Below are 22,632 nucleotides of genomic sequence, written 5' to 3' on the forward strand. Positions count from 1 at the left end.
TCTTGCCAAAGACACCCACACCCAGCTAGAAAAGATCAGCTCCGGGCTGAGGGCTGTGCCGAAGGACGTAGACATCAACCTCATTGCTAGTCAGCAAAGCGGTGTTGAGAATATGGAGAAAACCTTCAGGAAACCAGCTATCGACGTAAAACCCGGGATCTGCCATAAACAAAAAAAAATAAGGCCTACCGTGTCCTGCGTAGCCTCGGCGAAGTAGGATGAAACCCATAAGACCCGTGAACCGATGAAATTTTCAACAATCGCCCTAGTCATTCTAACAACCGTGGTCACATACTTCGCGCAGGCGGAGGACCAACGCCCGAACTTCGTCTTCATTCTCGCGGACGATTGCACCTTCCGCGACCTCGAACTTTACGGAGGCCCGGCAAAAACGCCCCATATCAACAAGCTCGCCGCCGAGGGGCTCACGTTCCATCGCTGCTACCAGGCCGCCCCCATGTGCTCCCCTACCCGGCACGCACTCTACACCGGGATTTACCCGGTGAAAAACGGTGCCCACCCCAATCACAGCAAGGCATACAAACACATCAAGAGTATTGTCCACTACCTCGGGGCGGCAGGATATGATGTGGTCCTTGCGGGAAAAAGCCACGTCGCGCCCGCCTCTGTTTTCCCCTTCAAATATGTTCCGGAATTTGCCGATCCGTTAAACAAGGATGTGAAGGTCCATGCGAGCGGCTGGCGCTACCCCAAGGTTTACAACACCATGCGTCAGGCCGCTGAAAAGCAGCGACCCTTCTGCCTTTTCCTCGCATCGAACGAACCCCACACACCCTACACCAAGGGAGACCCGACACCCTACCTCAACGCCCCGCTCAGCCCCCAGCAACTGCCTAACAAACATCAGAAATACGCGGAATACCTCGCTGAAATCACCTACTTCGACGGACAGGTGGGTGAAGTCCTGCGCATGATCGATCAGTTGAAACTTAAAGACAACACCCTGGTCATGGTCGCCACCGAGCAGGGCAGCCAGTTCCCCTTCGGGAAATGGACCTGTTACGACGTCGGGGTGGCCAGTGGTTTGGTGGCCCGCTGGCCCGGAAAGATCGCGCCGGGAAAAGAAACGCACGCCATCGTGGAATACACGGACATCGTTCCCACCTTCCTCGATGCCGCCGGTGCCCCGATTCCCGAGATCCTCGACGGCAAGTCGTTCCTGCCGCTGCTAAAAGGTGAAAAGAGCGAGCACAGCCAGTATGCCTACAGCCTCCAGACAACCTGCGGAGTCGACGGATACAAATCCCCCTATGGCATCCGAAGTGTCGTCGGCAAACGCTACCGCTACATTCTCAACCTCTTTCCCGAAAATGAATTCAGCATCCCCATCTCGCGCAGCACTTACGAGGAAACCAGGGGGATGGACGGCCAATACAAAAAATTCGGCGACAGGTATATGAAGCGCCCCGCCGAGGAACTTTACGACGTCATTGCCGACCCGTATTGCCAGAACAATCTGATTGCCGACAAAAGCCTCAGCGAAACCAAGAATGAACTGCGGAAAAAACTGCGCGCATGGATGGCCTCCCAGAACGACCTCGGGCGCAAAACCGAACTCGACGCCAACAACCGCCAGACCAAACCGCGGCTCAGTATCCATTCCAAAAAATAACCCATCCTACTGACATGTCCGACGTATTCTTCAAGCCCGTTGTTGAAGTCGGGCACTTAAACCGCATACTGGAGGATAGTCTTCCTTATTGTAAACCCTCCGCTTCTCTGCGATGCTGCCCACTTTCTTAATTATGAATCATCTCAAAGGCCTGAAGCTTGAATGGTCGTTATGTGTCCTGTGTGTATTTTTCCAAACCCTGTCGCTGTTCGCGCTGCCGGTTTCTTCCCTGGTGGTGCCCGGTCCGGACGGGTCGCTGAGTTACGTCGGCTATGCCAATGAAGACCAGACGAACGCGGACAACATCATGATCGATTTCTCGCAGGCGGGGTATCAGGGTGGCGGTGTTGCCATCCCTTGGGTTCCGGTTGTGATTGCGCTCGATCCGGTGGCGTCCGGTGACGATTATGCCCGCATCCAGCAGGCGATTGATGATGTTGCGGCGATGCCCTTGTCGTCGGCCGGGTTCCGCGGTGCCATTCTCTTGAAAAATGGCGACTATCGCGTGTCGCAGACGCTGAAAATCCAAGCCGACGGGATTGTGATTCGCGGCGAAGGGCAATGGGCCGGCGGAACGGTGGTGACATTCACCGCGACCCAGCAGGATAACTTGTTTGAATTCACCGGCAGTGGCGGCTGGGCCAGCATCGGTGGCACCACCAGCGCCATCACCAACACCTTTGTCGGCAGTGGTGCGCATCAAATCGATGTCGCATCCGCAGCCGGGTATTCGGTTGGCGACCGGATCATCGTGCGCCGCACGCCCAATCAGGCATGGATCGATCTGATCAAGATGGGGCAGTATGGTTGGACGCCGAGTGCCTATAACACCCAGTCTCCGCGCACGATTACCGCCATCGACGGCAATCGCATCACCTTGGATGCGCCGCTGATCCACGCCATCGAAAGCCAATACGGCGGCGGTGATGTTTTCCGTTACCATTTCAACAACGGCCTGCACAATGTCGGCATCGAGCGCATGCGTCTGGCCTCGAGTTATACCAGTAACACGGATGAAGACCACGGCTGGGCGGCGGTGCAGTTTTCCAGGGTTGAAAATGCATGGGTCCGCAGAATCACCGCTCAGTTTTTTGGCAACAACTGTGTCAGCGTGATCAACCAGAGCCAGAAGGTCACGGTGGAAGATTGTTCCATGTTGGACGCCAAAAGTGAAAACACCGGCGGCCGGCGATACTCGTTCAATTTGGACGGGGCGTGTTTCACTCTGGTGCAGCGTTGTTACACGCGCGAGGGGCGGCACGACTACGTCACCGGATCGCTTACCGCCGGGCCGAATGTTTTTGTCGATTGTGTCGCCAAGAACACCTACGCCAACAGTGGCCCGCATCATCGCTACGCCCAGGGACTGCTGTTTGACAATGTTTCGGCGGGTCAGATTGATGTGGAAAATCGGCGGGACTCGGGTACGGGGCACGGCTGGTCTGGTGCGCAGACTGTTTTCTGGAGCTGTAATGTTTCGGGCGGCTTCATCTGCGACGCCCCCAAGGCGGCGATGAATTTTTGTATCGGCAGTGTGGGCAATAAACATGACGGCACCTGGGCACCCAGCGAGCCCGATGGATTCTGGGAGCTGCGTCAGACCAACATCACCCCGCGCAGTTTGTATTACCGTCAGCTTCAGGACCGGTTGGGTGCCCACGCCATGCAGTTGGTCACCACATCCGGCCAACGCAACGGCCGGGTCTGGGACGCGATCGCTTCATGGAAGGGTTATTCCAATCCACCGGACTCCGTCGTTTTCAGCCCGGTTCAGGTGGAGGTCCTGCCCGAGACCGCATCGACCCGGATCGGCGACGCCCTCACCCTGAACGCCCTGGTTCGTTTCCCCTTGCCTGAGAATTTTTCCGCGAGTGGCGCATGGACGGTGGACAGTGGTCCAGGGGAGGTGGTCTTCGAGAGTCCGAGCGAGGTCATCAGCCGCGTTTGGTTTCGCCAACCCGGCGTCTATGCCTTGCGTTACACCCACACTCAGACGGATGACAGCGATCCGCTGAACCCGGTTGATTACACCGATTTCGATACAGTGATGGTAGAAGTGGTCGATCACGGCGCACTGACGCAGCCGCCCGCATTTCCTGATTTGGGTGAAATTACCGCGGCTACGGCGGCACTGACGATTGATACCGATGCGCTGACGTGCAGCGGTGGGATCAATGCGTCTGGTCGGCTCGGCGTCAATCCGGACGGCTCTGAAGTGGCGGTGTTTGTCTTTAGTTCGATCAACATGGTCAACGCGCCGACGTTGACCGGATCACGTCCGCTGGTGCTCGTCGCTGAAGGAGATTTGAGCTTGGACAGCACACTGAATGTAGCTGGCGGCAGTGGCTCGCATAAGGTCGGTGGTTCGGGAGTTGCCGGTGGCGGTGACGGTGGACATGCCAACCGTGATGACTCGCCGGGTAGGCCCTATGACGGCCAAGGGCCGGGTGGAAGTTCGGGTAATGAGACCGGCGAAGACGACTCCAGTTCTGCGGGCGGGTCATTTGGTGGTCGGGCCGGCGGCAGCAGTACTCCCGCTGGGTGGCCATACGGCAGTGAAACCTTGCACAACTTGATCGGTGGCAGCGGTGCCGGCGGCACCAGGAACAAGGGAGGTGGAGCAGGTGGCGGAGCGGTGGCTCTGATCGCGGGTGGAAACTTGCAACTCACCACCAATGCTGTGCTCAATGCCGATGGCGGCGGCGGCTCTGCCAGTGGATCCCAGCTAACCTCCGGCGGCGGCAGCGGTGGTGCCATTTTGCTCAGTGGTAAAAATGTGCTGCTGCAAGGCACTATCAGCGCGCGAGGCGGAAATGGTGGCGATGCCAGCGGCGGTCAGAAAAACGGCGGCGGCGGCGGCGGCGGACGCATCGCGATCTATTATCGCACTACCCTGGACAGCGGCAGCGCAGCCATATCCGTCGATGGAGGCATTCCGCTAGGAAGTAATTCCGCCGGTGACGCTGGTGGAGTCGGCACGATCTATACCAGTCTCACTGCCGCCGGCTTGGCCGATCAATGGTTGTATACGGAGGTTGGGGTGAGTGATCCGGATGATGTGGACTGGGCGTCCGATTACGATGGCGATGGACTTAGCGCCTGGGCGGAGTATCAACTGGGTGGGTCGGAACAACAGGCGAGCCCAGCAGTGCGACCTCGTATCCAACGGGACAGTAATGGCGAAATCCGATACGTCTTTAACCGTCGGCGCGAGGGCGCGGACTGGAGTGCCTACGCGCTTGAGGAGTCAACCACGCTGATGCCCGGCAGTTGGTCTCGTGTGTATCCTGACGAATCGATGACCCGGGAGCACCCGAGTCTGCCTGGATTTGATGAAGTCACCGTGCCTATCGCCGATGATTTCCCCAGATGGTTTATCCGGATGCATCTTCGGTAACTGGAATCTAAGCGGAACCTAGGCAGTGTGGACAGGCGCCGGCATAGGGACAATGAGCTTCGGTAAGGCCATGCGTTGCAGGGTGCGGTATTTCAGCGATGGTGTGACCATGGGAAGCCGGGTATTAGTCGATCAGGTTTTCAAACAGGCACGCGATCGATTTGGAGAGAAAAGAACGACCGGAGCCCGGCCGATGCTTAGGGTTGGATGGAAGCAGCCCACGCTGTCGCTGATGTCGCTTTAATCCAATGTTTCGATGCCACTCGCCCCAGCGAAGCCCGCCTCGAAGCGCATGAAACCGATTGGATGCTCACATGGCTCGGTCAGGTCCATCCTATGGAATCCCGGGCCGGTAGCGGTGATGGAGGGAACTGCGGATGGGGCGGCCCATTGCTCAAGGTTTGTCGATTTCCGAAATCCTGCGGTGATATCCAGTGGCGTTGTGGAGATGGTTGCCGAGCATTCAAAGTGATCGCCAACCATATGGATGGTGACCGGCAATACCTCCGGCTTCGACGGGTCCAGCCCGGTGGCGAATTTGAGGATGTTAGCAATGCCATCACTGGAAAGAGAAGCAAGGGGGGCGGCATCGGCTCCGGAAAGCTGGTGGAAAGCGCACCAGTCCTCGTAGTTGCCCCGCACGCTGATTTCCATGGTTTCGCTATCGACAGAACCGGTGGCTGCCGACAAAAGCTGGACCCAGACTTGAGTCCCAAACTCAAGCTGTTCTGTTAGGTGCTCTGCACCTGACGTCAGCGGCGTCGATGTATCGCCACTCTCCCCCAGATACCACTGGAACGACGGGAGGGCGTGATCAGAGGTCGCAAGTAGGCGCGCCGAAGATCCCAGCCTAACATAGGGTGTCGTGTCAAATGACTCAACCGCCAAGGCCGTGAACTCGCAGGCCCCGAGGTCGGGCTCGCCATCGCGTGAGAAGCCACGCTGATCGGTGGCCGGGTCATCCGTTGCAACCACACCGGCATCGATGGCGGGACTTCCAAAGGCAACGGGCACCGTCGATGTCAGTCCTCCATGGGCACCGAAGCTCCCCAGCAGGGGATCGGCCGTCGATACTCCGGTTCCCGGATAGCCGCCGTCGATGATGCTGTTGCTGACCGTTGCCGTGCTGCCATAAATGTCGTCCGCCTCGTTGTCCCAGAAGATGCTGTTCCTCACAACGGGAGTCGAGTCGTCGGCATTCAGCCCGCCGCTGTATTCCTCCTCTTCGCCAAGTTCGAGATGCCGGAAATTGGATCGGTTTGAGTAGAAAGTGCCATGGATGATCTCGACGGTTGAGGACTGGCAGCGCATGGCTCCGCCACCGCCGTCGTCAGGGGGGGCGCTTGGACCACTCCCACCGCCGGAACCACCTCCGTAAACTTCATTGTTGTAGAAGGTGCAGTTCGCGAATCGCGGATTGCAGGAAATCACGTTGGCACCGCCGGCCGCGCGAAACGCACGGTTGCCCGAAAACGTGCAGCGGCTGACCTCGGCATCATTGGCCGAGAGCACCAGGCCACCTCCTTTTTCAGCCACATTATCGATGAAGGAGGAATCAGAAATGAAGGCCTCGACCGTGCCGGAATACACCACGAGTCCACCACCGGCGTCACCCGACTCGTTGGAATTGAAAACACATCTCTCGAACACCGCCTGGCTCTGGGAACAATACATTCCGCCCCCGGAACCAGCGGCGGTGTTACTTTCAAAGGTCGTGTCGGTGACCACGACGATCGCGTTCTCGCAGTTGACAGCACCCACGGCACGCGCTGCTGTGTTCGACCGGAAGATACTACCGGAGATCACAAGTGATTGACCGCTGTGCCAAATGGCACCTCCGACACCTTTCTGAAGCACCTCGGCGGCATTACCGGTGAACTCGCAACGGTCGATCACAACATCTGAACCCGAGCTGAAGATGGCGCCTCCATAGACCGCGTTGCTGTTAGTGAAAGTGCAATCGACGAACGAGACGCTTGAGCTTGCATTATACACGGCTCCCCCATAACGAAAACTCTCGTAGATGCTGTCGGCGTAGTTACCAACAAAGGTGCACCGCTCGAAGAGGCAGTCCGAATCCGCCTGATAGACCGCTCCTCCCTGCGCCGTTCCGTTCAATGAGACAACCCGATTGTCGAGAAAGATGCAGTCGCGCAGGGTGACGGACGACGACAGGTTGACCATGCCTCCCCCGCTGACATCGTCATTACGACTTCTGGCCATCGCAGCGCCTCCCTCGATCGTCACCCCCTCCAGCACCGCGTCCTCGATCTGATCGTTTTCTAACACATGATAACCGTTGGAGGGGCGGTAATCGATGACCCCGTCGCCATCGGTGTCGGTGTCATCCCGTCCCAGATCCGCGGACAGCACCGTTGGATTCGCCACGGGGTCGCGCGAGGCGGCATCGGTCTCGGTTCCGGCAAAGCCCCCCAGCACGGTGACCTGGCTTACGAGTTGGAACGACTGGGATCGGCTGATGTCGGAGGGATCCTCGTCGTTGGGGTAGTAGATCCCGGCGGCGATCCAGATCTGGTCACCGGCGACCGCGGCATCGAGCGCGGCATTCAGCGTGGAAAACGCATTCGCCCAGCTCGAGCCATCCTCCGAGCCCGTTGCATCCCGGTCGACATGCAGGACGGAGGCAAAAAGACCAGAGGGGACCATGGAAAATGCCATGACAAGCGCAAGGACCCGGCCCCCTCGGCCCCCTGGATGATTGCGCACGAAACGCCACCCCCCTTGGCCCGAATCGATCTGCACGGAACCCTTCATTCCACTATGCATACTAAGGCAATGTCCATGAATCCACCACGCAGCTGCCACCAAGGTCTGTGCATATCTTGATCATTTGCTGCGTGTCCATGCACGGTAGAGGCACCGCCCATCCATTTTCGCTTCCCAAGCCGCGTGGATTCCTTCCATTGATCGTGATTGTCGCCAAGATGATGCGGCGTGGCCAAAACAGGGCCCAGTCTACCCTGCATCACCTCACATTCTGTAGGATTTGTGACACCGCGTTGCCCCTTGTTCCCGTTACCCTTTGCGTCAGGGCATAACGACACAAAACGTCCATGATAAAGGCCGAGTACGCGGCTCGCGACTTGACTTTCCAACCCAGGCCATTTTCATCACTTCCCATGTGAATCACCCCGAACTTCCATGAGCCGTCATCTCCCTGTTGCTTGACAAGATATCTTATTGCTCCGTCCAACACCGGCCCTTGGTAGTCGGCATCAATCAACGTGCTCGCCGCACAGGCCGTAGCCAGAACAGGGCTCTCCCCGCGCCACAAGATGGTATTATCTCGTTGTTTCATACCATGGCTCAGGACTTCACGCAGTAGGATCTTCACTGATGGCTTTAAATCCTCCACACCTCCTTCTTTATAAGCTCTGGCAACACACGCGTGAATCATCCAAGCATGCTGATAGTGGGTGGTAACGTCCCTAGGGTTCTGATGAGTGCCCTCCCTTATAACACGGTTGATCCACGCTACTGATGCTTTGACACCAGGCGTATGCAGATGTTTATACCTGCCCAGTGTTACTAACACATTCGCATTTACCACAAGGTCCACCTCGTTCGGGCAATCGGGACGCGTCTCCGGTGGCAGCCAGGTCAGAAACGTACCACTTCCCGACTGAAGAACGCTGGTTTTGGGGGCATAACGGTTTGTATTGGATTGATCAAGATAGCGACCAAATACGCAAAGCCGGACATCTTTTGCCGCTTTTCTGTCTCCACTCAGTTCGCTATGAAACAACAGGGCACTATAACATGACGAAGTGGTGTCTGAATCTGGCCAGATCCGGAAAGAACGGAAATATACCCTCGGTGCAACGGGCTCGAGATCACCAAACCACTTCATGTTTATAAAAGAAAACTGGTCCAGAAAATCTGAAACACCTTCCCACTTCCATGGTCGTTGATGATACATAGGCCAATATCCGTATGAATCAAATGCGGGAGTGTTTCTAGTATACCTAAAGTGTTGGAGGCTCTCAACAGCTGACGACCTGACTGTGTTTATTGCAGCCAGCCGTTCTTCACTTAAGGCTAACTTACCAGCATTCTCTTCTGACAACCTGCTAAGATAACAAATAATCATCGCTGTAGAAAATGCATTCGAATCCCGCGATTCCAGCGTCCCCAGAGAAAGGCGTTGCTCCCATTCACCAGCAAACATCCTCCCCCCACTACGTCTCGCTTTTTCTTTGGTGACCTGGTTACTCTCCAGATAATCAAAGGTCTTGTGAATGGCACCCACCACGGGAACCGGCGTTACCCCCCCCAATGGTTCCGTCTGTGGAGAACATCCCACCATGTGAATCACCAGTAGTGTGCCTAGTGCCCATATCCTGGTCATGACGATCGCTCGCCATCCTGACGTTAGCCCTACTGACTCACAAAATTCCATCCTCCCAATATTACAACCGATGACCTTATATCAGAAATATGGGAAGGGATCAAACCATCTCGAAGGCAAACAATTCGACTCTCCAGAGCGATTTTTGGGAAATGTGCTGATACGGGATGCTGTGGCTTTCTCTGTTGGAAAACACGGTAATCAGGTTGCGTGTATAGGGGGCGGGCACACTACTGTCCAAAACAAGTAATGGGAGGACTCCAATAGCTTTAGGACGTTGGATCTTTGCTACGCCTCGGCCGAAATCTTCATGCATGTTCCGGCTGGTTGCCCGTGTGGGCTGGCACGTCATAAATTTTGATTTTTTTTGCGAATCGGGGATTCGCGTTCTGATTCCGGGCAGCAACCGTCTTGTTTAAACCTCATGTTGATACCCCTCCCTGAGAAACATCTGGAACAGATCAGCCCCAAAATCCACCTGACCAAACCGCATTAACTGAAAAACAACTCAATGACACCACCATACAAACCAAAACCAACGAGCCGCGGCCCACGCAAGCAATCACTCCCTGTCACCCTGTTTGCAGTGCTTGGACTCACCGCCGCGGGTAACGCCGCAACTGTATCGGTCGGCTCCCTAGGTTCCCTGACCCCGGAACTCACCAGGGCAGCCTACGGTGAGATCGCCGCCACACAATTCGCCGACTCCGAGCAGGGCACCATCGACGGCGACAGCGTGCTCGACACCACCGCCGACATCACCATCGCCTGGGAAATGAGCCTGAAATCGCTTTCGCCCAACGATGCCCGTGACTACATCTTCACCGTTGGCAACGGCGGCAGCAGTGGCCTCAGCCTGTTCTGGAGAGACACCGATGACACCTTCTTTGTGCAGGCGGAATCCGGAAGCACGAAGCTCGGCGGCAACGGCAGCGGCGGCACGGCAGCTCTCAGCTACACGCCCACTTCAGTCAATGACCTGAACATTTCGCGTTCCTGGGTGGTTTCACTCGATACGGATGCCACGGCCTCGACCTTGAACCTGTTTATCGACGGTAACCTGATCGGCAGTGTCACCGGCGGCCCCATCACCGACTGGAGCCCGGAAGTCGCTGGCGCTTTCCGCCAAGGCGCTGCGGGCGTCACCCCTTTGCGCGAGGACTTCGGCAACGCGGGTGCAGCCGGGATCACAGGAGGTGGACAAATCGGTTCTTCCGAACTCCGCTTCTATGAGGACACCTTCGTTACCGTGCCCGAGCCTTCGTCATCCGCCATGCTGATGGGCGGCGCTTTACTGCTGATAACAGCCAGACGCCGGTCTGCGGCATCCCGCGGGAAAAACACCGCCACCCAATGAAGCCGGGTTGTCTATCCATGAGCCTGCTGGCCGCTGTCACCACAATGGCGGCCGCAGGCGAGGTGGCGATACAACAACTCGGCACCTTGACCCCGCAATACAGCAGGGTCGCCTACGGCGAGATCGCCGCCACGCAATTCGCCGACACCGAGCAGGGCACCATCGACGGCGATGATGTGCTCGACACCACCGCCGACATCACCATCGCCTGGGAAATGAGCCTGAAGGCTCTCTCACCCAACGATGCCCGTGACTTCATCTTCTCCCTCGGCAACGGGGACAGCAGTGGCCTCAGCCTGTTCTGGAAGGACTCCGATGACACCTTCTACCTGCAGGCGGAATCCGGAGCCACGCAACTCGGCGGCGACGGCAGCGGCGGCACTGCGGCTCTCAGCTACAAACCCACCACCGGCGACGACCTGAACATTTCGCGCACCTGGGTGGTCTCGCTCGATACGGATGCCACAGCCTCCACCTTGAGCCTGTTTATCGACGGCAAACTGATCGGCAGCGTCACCGGTGGTCCCATCACCGACTGGAGCCCGGAAATCACAGGCGCGTTCCGTCAGGGGCCCTCGGGCGTCACCCCCTTGCGCGAGGACTTCGGCAGCGCCGGTGCCGCAGGTACCGTGGGGAGCAGCCAGATCGACACCTCCGCGCTGCGCTGCTATGAGAACATCGTGGCCACACCGGTACCGGAAGGCCACCCCTACGTGACCTCATTTACCGTCGATCCAGCACGGATCACCGCGGGTGAATCCTGCACACTTAACTGGACCGTCAAGGAAGCCACCACGGTAACCATCACCCCCGGGGTGGGAGACGTGACCAGCCAAACAATCAACGGATCAGGCAGCGTCGAGGTGACTCCGCCCGGCCCCGTTCGTTACACACTGACCGTCACCAATGCGGAAGGTTCGTCGGCGGCGAACCTGGACGTGCCGGTGGACATCACCTTTTCCGTTGATCAGACGCGCATCGACGCCGGCCAACCCTGCACACTCAGCTGGCAGGTCGGAAATGCGACCTCGGTTTCCATTGAACCAGGTATCGGCGACGTCACCCCGCAGACAAGCGGCGGCAGCGGCAGCCTAACAGTCACGCCAACACAAACCACACACTACACACTCACCGCAACTTACGGAAGCGGAAGCTCGAAAGCGGAAAGCGGCGTCAGGGTCATTGGAAAAACGGCCGACCGCCGACCGAACATCATCCTGTTCTACGTCGACGACATGGGCTGGCAAGACACCTCGGTGCCGTTCTGGGACAAGGAGACCATTTTCAACCGCCGTTACATCACCCCGTCCATGGAGACCCTCGCATCCAACGGCGTGGTTCTTACCAACGCCCACGCCTGCGCCGCCCTCTGCGGCCCTTCCCGCTACGCGTTGATGTCGGGTCTGCTACCCGCCCGCAGCCACTATACCTTCAACGGCTCGCAAAATTCCCCCACCGTCAACGCTCCCGTCTGGGACCCACTACCGATCCAGGACCGCCCGACCCTCGCGAGATCCCTCAACGCCCTCGGATACCACACCGTGCAAGTCGGTAAGTGGCACCTCGGCAATGCCGCCTCCATCTACAGCGCAGGGTACGATGTGAAAATCGGAGGACATGACAAGGGCCAACCGGGCAGCTATTACGGCAACGTCAAATTCGGCTCGGGTGAATACCAGGTGCCCGATCTCGGGGAATACCACGGCCAGAATATTTTTCTGACCGAGGCACTCACCCTCGAGGCGAACAAGCAGATCGAGGCCGCCGTCCGCAACGCCGAGCCGTTCTTCCTCTACATGTCCCACTACGCGATTCACGCGCCGATTCAGGCGGACTCCCGCTTCACCGCGCACTACAACGACTCCAGTGATAGCGATCATTATATCAGCAACTCAACTGAACGGGCTTACGCCACTCTGATCGAGGGCATGGACAAGAGCCTGGGGGATCTGATGACCAAGGTCACCGAGCTGGGCGTCGACCGCGAGACGATCATCGTCTTCTCCACGGACAACGGCGGTGTTTCCAAATCCCCCCGCGGCCCAAGCCCCTACGGTGGCTCCACCCACAACTGGCCGCTTCGACTCGGCAAAGTATGGACTTACGAAGGGGGACACCGGGTGCCCACCCTCGTGTCATGGGTCACTCCTGACAACGCCAACCCTGTCCAACAGGCTCATCCGGTCGCCGGCAACCGTAAGGACGCACGCTTCATCAGCCAGTTGGATTTCTTCCCCACACTTGTCTCCATGGCCGGTGGCACACCCCCGGAAGGGCTCGACGGCGACGATATATCACCATGGTTCGCCAATACACCCGAGTTGTCCAGACCGGCATCCTTCCTCTGGCACCAGCCCAACTGGCGACCCGACGCCGGTGTCCCGCACCAGACAGGGTTCACCTATGGAGATTTCAAGATCATCCATTTCATCGAAAACAACACCTGGGAGCTCTACGATCTCTCCACCGACATCAGCGAGACCACCAACCTGGCAGCCACGCACCCGGAAAAACTGGCTATCCTGGCCCGCAAGATGACTAGGAAACTTCAGGAGGTCGGCGCCCAGCACCCGACATGGAAAGCCACCGGCGAAGAAATCAAGACCATCCCACCCGGTCCACCACCCGCACAAGACGTGGACTACGACGGAGTCCCTGATGCCGATGAAGACAACAACGGTGACGGCATCATCTCCCCCGGAGAATCGGACCCCAATCGATTCGACCGTTTCGAGCGGCTCAACTTCCGCATCGAGCGGGAAACCGGCGCATTGAGAGTGAAATACCGCCGTGTCTCCGGGCCGACTCCGGACATCTGGTTTAAACTGTTGAAAAGTGAAAACGCCCTGCTCTGGAACGATTACGTCGATAGTGAGCCAGTAACGGACTACGATCATGGAGACGGAACCTCCACCATCGGCCACGCGGTCCATCCCAGCGGTGAAGACTCCCCAACCACGCAGCTTTTCCGATTGCAGATAGGAGGACCCGCAGTCGATGGCTACACCCCCTGAGCATCACTTTCCACCGGACCAGGCAGGTGACTGATGGTGACGTCACCTGTCGGTCATTTGACTCATGCACCAGGGACACTTGCCAGAGCAGGAATGAATCAAAGCGGGCAGATGCTGAAAGTGAAACTGCAACACAAACAGCGGGTTCAAAGCATGCGGCTGGAAATGCAAGCCATGCCTTCCATGGCGTAACTCGAAACAGCCGCTGGAAATAATTCCCTTTGCACGCCGGGTATGGAACTTATGATCCGCATCAAGCGCCAATCCCAGACGGCACTCACACAAGCATGGCTCCAGGCACACTCCCGCCCACCTGTCATCACCCAACCCGTCTACTTGCCACTCAACGTGATCCGCAGGGACTCGCATAATGGGACCAGGGCGCATAATGGGACAGACCTTTTACGTGATGTAGACGCCACGATTCCTCCACCTTGAGACATTCGTCCGACTTTTGTTCAGGCACCGATCTCATCGGCCTGGATCTGTCGGCTCAAGTGATCCATATATGGACAGGCGACCGTTTTGAAAGTTGTATGACGGACAGCCAAATGACAAGAATCCCACGATCCCGTTCCCTTCTGAGAAAATCCCCTTGGAGAGGCTCATTAAAAAAATGATGAAATTACTGTTTACCATTCTACTCTGTTTACCGTGCTGTGTCCGAGCCTTGCCGCCTGAAAAGGCAATCGATTTCACCACCGGCATGGGCAAGACAATCACGGCCAGTCGTGGCGCGCCGAAAATGAGTCGGGACAAACAGATCTTCGGTAAAAAAAGCCTCCTATGGGACTGGCAAGCCGGTGACCGGTTGACCTTTGCCTATTCGGTCGATACCAGCTTCAACAGAGCAGAACTAGGCCATGTTTATGCCCCTGCGTTTAAGTTTTACCTCTATAATACCCGTCCTAACAACAAATCGCTGAGCTTTCAGTTTTTTTCAAAAAGTGCTGAAGGAAAGGCTCCGCAGCTCGTCTATTCCTTTGAGTATCAAACGAACTTCACCGGCTGGCGAACTGCGACGGTGCGTTACACGGATATGCAGCAGCACGCGCAACTGCCGATTGACTACTATGAAATCCACGCCCCCGACTCGGGCTCGGGTGCCTTTTATTTCTCCACAATGATTCCGTCCATGCAGGTCTATCAGGCGATCCCGATGGCGGATCAATACACGCCATTCATGGTGGACGGTGAAGATGAACACCGTGGCCCGGGTGCGCAACGCAGACACCTGGATATGATTCGGCTCAAGATCCCATCACAAAATGCCACTGCCGGGCAGCGCGATCTTTGCGAGCAGTTAGATGCCGCGTTCAAGCAACGCATCCTCGATAAATACCGCAAAAAAAACCGATCCTCCCTCAGTGAATCGATCCAAAAACTCATCGGGAAATTCGGCTTCAGCTATGATGAAAAAGGGAACCTCCAGGGCTCCTACATCATCTTTCGGCGGGAGCTTGGGTTCTTCCCCAAAGAGCTCAAGGAATCCCACACCCGTGAAACCATTGGCGTCCAGAACATCTTCTGGAATTTACTCCCGCTGGCTGTGCAATACACGGAAACCGAATCCGCAGAGGACAAGTTGCAGTTTGAGAAATTTGTCCTCGCTCTCTACAAGCTGATGAAGGAGCAAGGCTGGGTCAGTGGCCACGCGCGCGGCAGCCTCCACAACACCGGGTATAATGTGAAACCCTACTCGGCGTGTATGTATCTCACCTTGCCCATTTTTGAAAAAAACGGTCTCCGTCAAGAGGCCGCCGAGTTGATGCAGTGGCTCACCAATGCCCGGGAGGTTCTCATGCTCCCGAAAGGCGAGCACACATCGAGCCTGGACTATTTTCACACCTATCTCCATGAGCAGATGATGGCGATTCTGATGGAGGAGAAACCGGATGACCGCGCGACCTTATTAAAATTCTTCGCGCAATCGTTTTCAATGCGATTAGCCCAGAACCACAACAATCATGAGGGTGGTTTTAAGGATGACGGCACCGCCTTCCACCACTTTGCACATTATCCGAACTACGCCTGGGGTGCTTTAAATTATGCGAGTGACCTGGTCGCCTTGTTTGATGGGACGCCCTACGCGGTCAGCCCGCAGGCCCACGCCAACATCAAACGCGCGCTGCTCACCACAAGACTCTATAGCAACACCTACGACCTGCCCAATCACTCGACCGGCAGGCACCCGTTCAGTCGGATCAGTCTGCGCCAGCTCGAACCCGCGTTTTGGAACATGGCCAAGGTGGGCCCCGTTGACCAATCTTCTGCCATCGATCCCGGGATGGCCGCGGCCTATCTCCGATTGTTCAAAAACGACCGCGAAAAAATCCAGCAACTGGAGTCCGAAGGATTCAAGGCGGAAAATTCCCCGGAAGGATTCTGGGCCTTGAACAATGCCGGCAATGCCATCCTGCGCAGAGACCAGTGGATGGTGTCATTCAAGGGATACAATAAAGAGGTTTGGTATGCGGAGGCTGGGACCGGCTCCAATCGTTTCGGGGCGTTTTTCAGTCATGGAGCCATGGAGATCGTGCTCAAGGACGGCTACAAGGCGAGCGGCTTCCAGGCGGAGGGCTGGGACTGGAGTCGCCTGCCCGGCACCACCGCCATCCACATGCCGCATGAGTTGATCGCTTTGCAAGGCACCGCGCACGGACACAATAAACACAGCCTCGAGAATTTCACCGGCGCCGTCAGCAATGGTCGGCACGGGGTTTTTGCGCAGAAGATCCGCGACGACATGTTTGTGCTCAAGGCGAAAAAATCCTACTTCTGCTTTGATAACCGGGTCATTGCCCTGGGCTCGGATATCCATTCCCGCAATGCCCACTACCCTGCCGAAACCACGCTGTTTCAAAATGCGCTTGCGGACGGTGAGGGTGCCCGCGTTTTAGCCGGGTCCGAAATCAAAAACAACCCCACTCTAACAAAGACCTACGCACCCGGAGATCAGCAGGCTGTCATTGCCCGGGACACCAGGGGAAATATCTTTGTCATCAAGGAAGGCAAGGTGCATCTCAGGCAGGGTTTGCAACAATCACATGACCACAACACAGGGCAACCTAACAAAGGCGGGTTTGCCACCTGCTGGATCGATCACGGCAGGCGTATCAAAGGTGAAAAATACAACTACGGCGTGCTCATTCAGCCGGGTTTCACCGGGACTGACAAAATCATCCAGGCTCTGGACTATGACGTGATCCAGCACGACAGCACCGCCCACATTGTACACGACAAAAGCTCGGGATACATCGGAGCGGCGGTCTTTGAATCCGGCTCGATCAGCCACCCGCAGATCAAGTTCGTCTCGCACGCCTCCATCATTCTGAGCAAGATGGAGGGCGGCACGCTTGAACTCAATCTCTGTGAACCCGACTTGAAATGGGAATACAAAAACGCCAGGACCTCCGTGCTCATCAAACTGCAAGGTGATTGGCGGCTGACCGACACCACGGCAGCCTCGATCATCACCTACGATGCCAAAAATGACTTAACTTACCTGGAGGTAATCTGCAATATGGCCAGGACCAGCTCCATCAAACTTTCACCATCAAAATAACCATGACTAACAGAAACCCTAATAACAACCATCGCCTTATGAAGCCCCGTATCCTTTCCCTGCTTTGCCTGATGACAGCCTGCGGCCAAGTGCATGCAGACCCCAACCAAAAAGGTTTCGGTGAGCCTGACACGGGTCCGATTGCCCAGAAGAAGGAGGCTACCGGAAAACAGGCGGTGATACCACTCAAGTATGGTGCCAATCAGGAAAAAAGAATGGACCCGGCGATGCTCAGGTGGCGGAACAACCGCGTCGGTCAATTTATTCATTATGGCCTCTACGCCATCCCCGCCGGCACCTGGAAGGGTAAAACCTATTCCTTCGCCGCGGAGTGGCTGCCGAAAAAGGCCAAGGTCCCGAGGGAAGAATGGGCCGAGTTGCGGCACCAGTTCAACCCCGTCAATCTCAAGCCGAAAGAGTGGGCCGCCATGGCCAAGTCGATGGGCATGCGTTCGTTGATGATCACCACCAAACACCACGATGGCTTTTGCCTCTGGCCAAGCAAATACACCGATTTCGATATCGAGAACACACCTTACAAAAAGGACCTGTTAGGAGAGATCATCAAGGCTTATGACGATGCCGGCATCGACGTGATTCTTTATTACTCCGTCTTGGATTGGCATCACCTCGGGTGGAGGGACGAACTCAAAACAAAAGAGGACCACGAGGCTTTTGAAACCGTTAAAGCATATACCAGAAACCAGTGTTTTGAGTTGTTGGAACGATACCCGTTTATCAAAGGCTTCTGGTTTGACGGCACCTGGAACAAGAGTTACGCCACGACCTGTGCCAAGTTTTCTTACGATCTTGAACACGACCTGAAAGCGAAAAAGCCGGGCCTGCTGATCAACTGCCGGCTGCGCGTCGATGAGCACGGCTCGCGGAACAGCGACTCGAACGGCAAGCTCATGGCGGATTTTAAATTCCTCGAAAGGGTGCTCGCCACGGACCACTTCCCCTACGACTGGGAGGCCGGTGTCACCCTGCCGGAAAACCAGTGGGGGTACCACGCCGACTGGACTCTGAGTCATGTGAAATCGACCAATGAAGTCATCGAGCAACTCGCGCAAAGCATCGCGTATGGCGGCGGATTCCGTCTCAATTTCGGCCCCAAACCCGATGGCACATTCCGCGCCGAGGAGGTGAAGGTCGCAGGCGAACTTGCCAAGTGGATGGCGGTGAACAGCGAGGCGATCCATCACTGCTCCAGCGTCGACTTCAAAAAACAAGACTGGGGATACTTCACCCGCAACACCGAGACCAACGAGACCTACATGATCGTTTGCAATATCCCGATCATGGGCAAACTCCGTGTCCAGTTGTCCAACCTGACCGGTGATGAAAAGAAACACAACCCGGTGAAACAAAACATCAGCTCGGCGAAAATCCTCGGCTCCGGCGAAAGCCTCGGCATCGAGCGCTATGACAGCGATGAGTTCCTGCTCGAACTTCGCAAAAAAGACTTTTCCGCCCCCTTTGTCGTCAAACTTGAGATCGCTAAATAAGTTCTCACCCACACCTCCACCCTAACAGGTCATCATGATTAAACCACTTATTTACAGCGGCCTCTTGTTTTCAACTGGCTTGCTGCTGGCCGAAGAGAACCCAAGCGCGCGCCCCGCACAGCTGCTGGCCGATACCACATTCACCACCACGCAGCTTGCCGAGGACTCCAATCAATCCATGCCGCTCGGCAACGGAGATATTGGCGTCAACGTCTGGACGGAAGCCAATGGCGACCTGCTTTTCTATATCAGCAAATCAGACGCATGGGGCGAAAACTCGGAAACCCTCAAGATCGGCAAACTCCGGCTCCACATCGACTCCCAACCATTTGCGCCCGGACAGGTGGTGCAAAAACTCACCGCCCACGATGGCCTCTACTCGGTGAATGCCACCCAAAAAAACGGCGGCACTGTCACCGTCGAACTCTGGGTGGACGCCCACCATCCGCAAGTCATGCTGCGGGTGCAAAGCACGGACGATGAAATTTTCACCCTGAGCAACGAGCAGATGCGCAAGGAGGACCGGGTGGTGCAAACCCACATCTCCCCCTGGACCGCCTGCGAAGCGAACCAGGCCTACGCCATGGATATGAATGGTCAGGCAACTCTCACCTTCCACAAGGATGACATCGTTCCTCTGGCGAAGCAGCCGTCCGCCATCGCCTGGGCGCACTATAACAGAACCAGCGTCTGGAAAGAAAACATCCGCGTCAACTGGCTCGATGAAAATGATCAGGAGCTGGTCGATCCGCTGACGCAATTTGCATTCGGTGCCCATGTGCGTGCCGATGGCTTGAGTAAAAAATCCGACACCGAACTCACCACACCGACACCGCAAAAAAACCTAACAGCCGCAATCACCGTGTTTCGTGCCAAGGTGCCGAGCCTGGATAGCTGGCGGGATCAAGTCACCCGGCTCGCAGCGCAGCAGCGCGGCACCTACCAGGACCGCCTCCGTGCCCACAAAAAATGGTGGAGCGACAAGTTTGACCATTCCTACCTCAGTGTCCGCGGCTCGCGCGCCGCCGAGAAGGTGTCGCAGAACTATAACCTGCAGCGCTACGTCACCCTGGCAGCAGGACGCGGCAACCACCCGATCCGCTTCAACGGCTCGATCTTCACCTTCGATTACGCACAGACCGCCCCGCTCGGCGGCGCGGAGGATTTTGGCGCCGACTACCGCCGCTGGGGTTCGCAGGTCTTCATTCAGAACACCCGACTCAATTACTGGCCGATGCTGACCAGCGGTGACTTCGACACCATGGACCCGCTGTTTGATTACATCAAACGCATCACACCCGCGCTCAAACACATCGCCACCCACCACGGCGTCAGTGAGGAAATCGGCGCCATGGCGACCTACGAATCGATGACCCCCTGGGGGACCCTCGCATCCCGCGGCGCCTCCACCGCAAAAACCTTCAAGGAACTCTCTGAGATATCCTGGGGACTGCACTATCACGGCAGCGCGCTCGAGCTGCTGCTCATCGCCGTCGACCGCTACCGCTTTGCCCCCGAGCCCGAGTTTGGCGAGAAATTCCTGCTGCCCTTTGCCGACGGCGTGCTCAAGTTCTACGACGCCTTCTTCGAAAAATCCCCCGAGGGACAGATGATCATCAACTGCAACTCACTGGAGACCTACGAAAAAAGCACCAACCCCAGCCCAGATATCGCCGGCCTCAAGAAAAATTTAGAGAGCCTGCTCAGTCTCGATATCGTCAAAGGCGAACGCCGCGCCTACTACCAGCGCTTGCTCAAATCCGTTCCCCCGATCCCGCTGAAACCAGCCCATCTTGAATACGGCTTCAAGAAAAGCATGCTCGATAAGTATGGCCACTGGGTGGATTTCTCCCAATCCGCACGCGTCAGTCAGGCGGACCAAAAGCTGATCGCCCCCGCCGAGGTCGTTCGCCAGAAGGCATGGAACCAGGAAAACCCGGAGCTCTACACCATCTTCCCCTACCGGAATTTTCATATCGGCATGCGGGAGCAAGATCCAGACGCCTACGACATCGCGCGCCGCAGCTATCTCGACCGCATTTTCCAACAAGACATCGGCTGGTGTCAGGACCCGATCCAGGCCGCCTGGCTCGGCCTCACCGAGGAAGCAAAACTCCGCGTCGTGCGCCGGTTTAATGCCAAGCAACCCTACGTCCTCTGGCCGACGTTCTGGAAGTCGAACTACGACTGGACACCGGACCAGGACAACGGCGGTGTCGCGCTCTGCGCCCTGCAGGCGATGGTCATTCAATACGACCAGGATCAGATCTACCTCTGCCCCGCGTGGCCGAAGGAATGGGGTCTCAAATTCAAAGTCCACGGACCACTCAACACCACCATCACCGGCGAAGTGAAGGACGGCGAGCTGAACTACACCGTCACCCCCGCGTCCCGCGCCGCAGCAGTGCACTCCCTGCTCGGAAAAAAGGAACCCCTCGACCAATAGCGATCACCTAACGAAACACCCAAACCAAACCTCGATATAACCAACACGACACTCTTAAAACACACCCTAAAAAAAGGACATGTTAGAAGACATCGTCAATGCCTATCACGCCGCCGGTATCGAGCGCTATGAGGTGATGAGTTCCCGCTCAAACTTCACAAGAAAGACTTTTCCGCCCCCTTTGTCATCAAACTCGAAATCGGCAAATAGGTTTCCTGACCTTCATGCCCGGCAACCCCCGGCAGCCCGGGCCGCCGCCAATGAGAAGGGATTGGGCGCATGCACCCAATCCCTTCCGTGATCTCTGGTTTTATTACACCGGAGGGTGCTTACTTCCTGCGCCGAAGCAGCAGGGCAACACCGCCAAGACCGAGCAGCGCGGCGGATGATGGCTCCGGCACGCTGGCTAGGTAGCTCTCGACCTGGGCCTGCTGGCCAGCATCGAGCACGTGGTCATAGATCAGCACTTGGGAAATGGTGCCGTTGAAATCGTGGCTATTGTTGCCGTCCCAGAAGCCGAACAGCGTGGTCGGATGGTCGGTGGTAAAGTCTGTGCCGTCGTAGTTGGCAATCGTCGCGCTGGTGGTCGAACCAACGGGACCCCAGGTAATGTCTCCGGTGCTGCCGTCCAGGGTGAACTTGAGGGTAAGCAGGGTGTCATCAACATCCACGCTAGGCCCGTTGGCGATATAGTCCTGGTCGCCTCCCGCATCCCTGGCTCCACTGCCCGAATCGCCCGTGCGCACCATCAGCAGTGAATTGCCCGGTCCGTAGTCATTGAACAGGGTGCCTCCTGCTCCCGAAGTGGCGCTGCGCTCCACCATGAAATACATGGTGTACGAGGTCGAATCCGTGAAGTCGCCACCAAACTGGAAGAGCGAGTTGCTCAGGGTGACGCCGGCACCACCGCCAACACCGCTGGTGGTGCTGAAGCTGGCGGTCCCTCCGTTGCGGGTCGCATTGTTCGCTCCCGTGGTGCCCTTGTTGGTCCAGGTGCCGATGTTATCGCCTTCCGTCAGGGTGGTGTTCCCCGCGCCGTCAATGTCGCTGGAGTCCAGCCACACGTCCAGACCGGTCGTGTAAGTCAAGGTGGCTGCGGAGGCGGATCCCAGGGAGGCCACCGCAGTAGTCAGTATCAGTGCGTAGTCGATTGGTTTCATCATCATGTCGGATTTTTGTTGTATGGTTATTTGCCCGGAGGCTTGTCATTTTATTCGATGGAAGTTTGTTATGAATTAGCTTCTGCCCAAAGCTTCCAAAACAACTCAGAACGTGGATGCTGTTTTCGCAAAAAAAATGTTAATTTTTTGGCGAAAGTCCACATATGAGGATGAATACATTAT

Annotated in this window: 10 protein-coding genes; 7 read left to right on the top strand and 3 right to left on the bottom strand. The window is 56.8% G+C overall.

Translation table 11 applies throughout. The features are described 5' to 3' along the window. Positions 1-244: 244 nt before the first annotated feature. Both H7A51_18745 and H7A51_18750 read left to right on the top strand, forming a co-directional pair. A complete protein-coding gene (locus tag H7A51_18745; protein ID MCP5538257.1) occupies positions 245-1,633 on the top strand; it encodes a sulfatase in 1,389 nt (462 codons plus the stop codon). Between the two features lie 133 nt (positions 1,634-1,766). Next, the gene (locus H7A51_18750) at positions 1,767-5,030 is read left to right on the top strand and encodes a hypothetical protein (protein ID MCP5538258.1); all 3,264 of its coding nucleotides are present in this window, start codon (positions 1,767-1,769) and stop codon (positions 5,028-5,030) included. Between the two features lie 240 nt (positions 5,031-5,270). Here the strand turns inward: H7A51_18750 and H7A51_18755 are convergent, their stop codons facing one another. Next, on the bottom strand, positions 5,271-7,709 hold the full coding sequence (locus H7A51_18755) for a right-handed parallel beta-helix repeat-containing protein (protein ID MCP5538259.1): 2,439 nt from the start codon (positions 7,707-7,709) through the stop codon (positions 5,271-5,273). Between the two features lie 307 nt (positions 7,710-8,016). Beyond that, entirely contained in the window at positions 8,017-9,300 is a 1,284-nt protein-coding gene (locus tag H7A51_18760; GenBank protein ID MCP5538260.1) for a hypothetical protein, read from the bottom strand. Positions 9,301-9,910: 610 nt separating this feature from the next. On the opposite strand from H7A51_18760, the gene H7A51_18765 reads away from it, so the two are divergent. The 5 genes from H7A51_18765 to H7A51_18785 all read left to right on the top strand — a co-directional run bounded on the left by H7A51_18765 (position 9,911) and on the right by H7A51_18785 (position 21,289). Beyond that, positions 9,911-10,756, top strand: a complete 846-nt coding sequence (locus tag H7A51_18765; GenBank protein ID MCP5538261.1) for a PEP-CTERM sorting domain-containing protein — start codon at positions 9,911-9,913, stop codon at positions 10,754-10,756. Further along, the gene (locus H7A51_18770) at positions 10,753-13,770 is read left to right on the top strand and encodes a sulfatase-like hydrolase/transferase (GenBank protein MCP5538262.1); all 3,018 of its coding nucleotides are present in this window, start codon (positions 10,753-10,755) and stop codon (positions 13,768-13,770) included. Before H7A51_18765 ends, H7A51_18770 begins: the two co-directional genes overlap by 4 nt. Positions 13,771-14,386: 616 nt before the next feature. Further along, the gene (locus H7A51_18775; GenBank protein MCP5538263.1) at positions 14,387-17,335 is read left to right on the top strand and encodes a hypothetical protein; all 2,949 of its coding nucleotides are present in this window, start codon (positions 14,387-14,389) and stop codon (positions 17,333-17,335) included. A 38-nt stretch (positions 17,336-17,373) separates the two neighbouring features. Next, positions 17,374-18,843: an alpha-L-fucosidase gene (locus H7A51_18780; protein ID MCP5538264.1), complete on the top strand. Its 1,470-nt coding sequence runs from the start codon at positions 17,374-17,376 to the stop codon at positions 18,841-18,843. A 34-nt stretch (positions 18,844-18,877) separates the two neighbouring features. Then, on the top strand, positions 18,878-21,289 hold the full coding sequence (locus H7A51_18785) for a hypothetical protein (protein MCP5538265.1): 2,412 nt from the start codon (positions 18,878-18,880) through the stop codon (positions 21,287-21,289). A 329-nt stretch (positions 21,290-21,618) separates the two neighbouring features. Here the strand turns inward: H7A51_18785 and H7A51_18790 are convergent, their stop codons facing one another. Beyond that, positions 21,619-22,455, bottom strand: coding sequence for a PEP-CTERM sorting domain-containing protein (locus tag H7A51_18790; GenBank protein MCP5538266.1), 837 nt, complete (start codon positions 22,453-22,455; stop codon positions 21,619-21,621). Positions 22,456-22,632: the final 177 nt, after the last annotated feature.

The organism is Akkermansiaceae bacterium (assembly GCA_024233115.1).
In the GTDB taxonomy this organism is placed as follows: domain Bacteria; phylum Verrucomicrobiota; class Verrucomicrobiia; order Verrucomicrobiales; family Akkermansiaceae; genus Oceaniferula.

Coding starts and splice junctions, on each gene's coding strand:
- H7A51_18765 (MCP5538261.1), top strand. CDS start 9,911: ATGACACCACCATACAAACCAAAACCAACGAGCCGCGGCCCACGCAAG.
- H7A51_18745 (MCP5538257.1), top strand. CDS start 245: ATGAAATTTTCAACAATCGCCCTAGTCATTCTAACAACCGTGGTCACA.
- H7A51_18780 (MCP5538264.1), top strand. CDS start 17,374: ATGAAGCCCCGTATCCTTTCCCTGCTTTGCCTGATGACAGCCTGCGGC.
- H7A51_18790 (MCP5538266.1), bottom strand. CDS start 22,455: ATGATGATGAAACCAATCGACTACGCACTGATACTGACTACTGCGGTG.
- H7A51_18770 (MCP5538262.1), top strand. CDS start 10,753: ATGAAGCCGGGTTGTCTATCCATGAGCCTGCTGGCCGCTGTCACCACA.
- H7A51_18775 (MCP5538263.1), top strand. CDS start 14,387: ATGATGAAATTACTGTTTACCATTCTACTCTGTTTACCGTGCTGTGTC.
- H7A51_18785 (MCP5538265.1), top strand. CDS start 18,878: ATGATTAAACCACTTATTTACAGCGGCCTCTTGTTTTCAACTGGCTTG.
- H7A51_18755 (MCP5538259.1), bottom strand. CDS start 7,709: ATGGCATTTTCCATGGTCCCCTCTGGTCTTTTTGCCTCCGTCCTGCAT.
- H7A51_18750 (MCP5538258.1), top strand. CDS start 1,767: ATGAATCATCTCAAAGGCCTGAAGCTTGAATGGTCGTTATGTGTCCTG.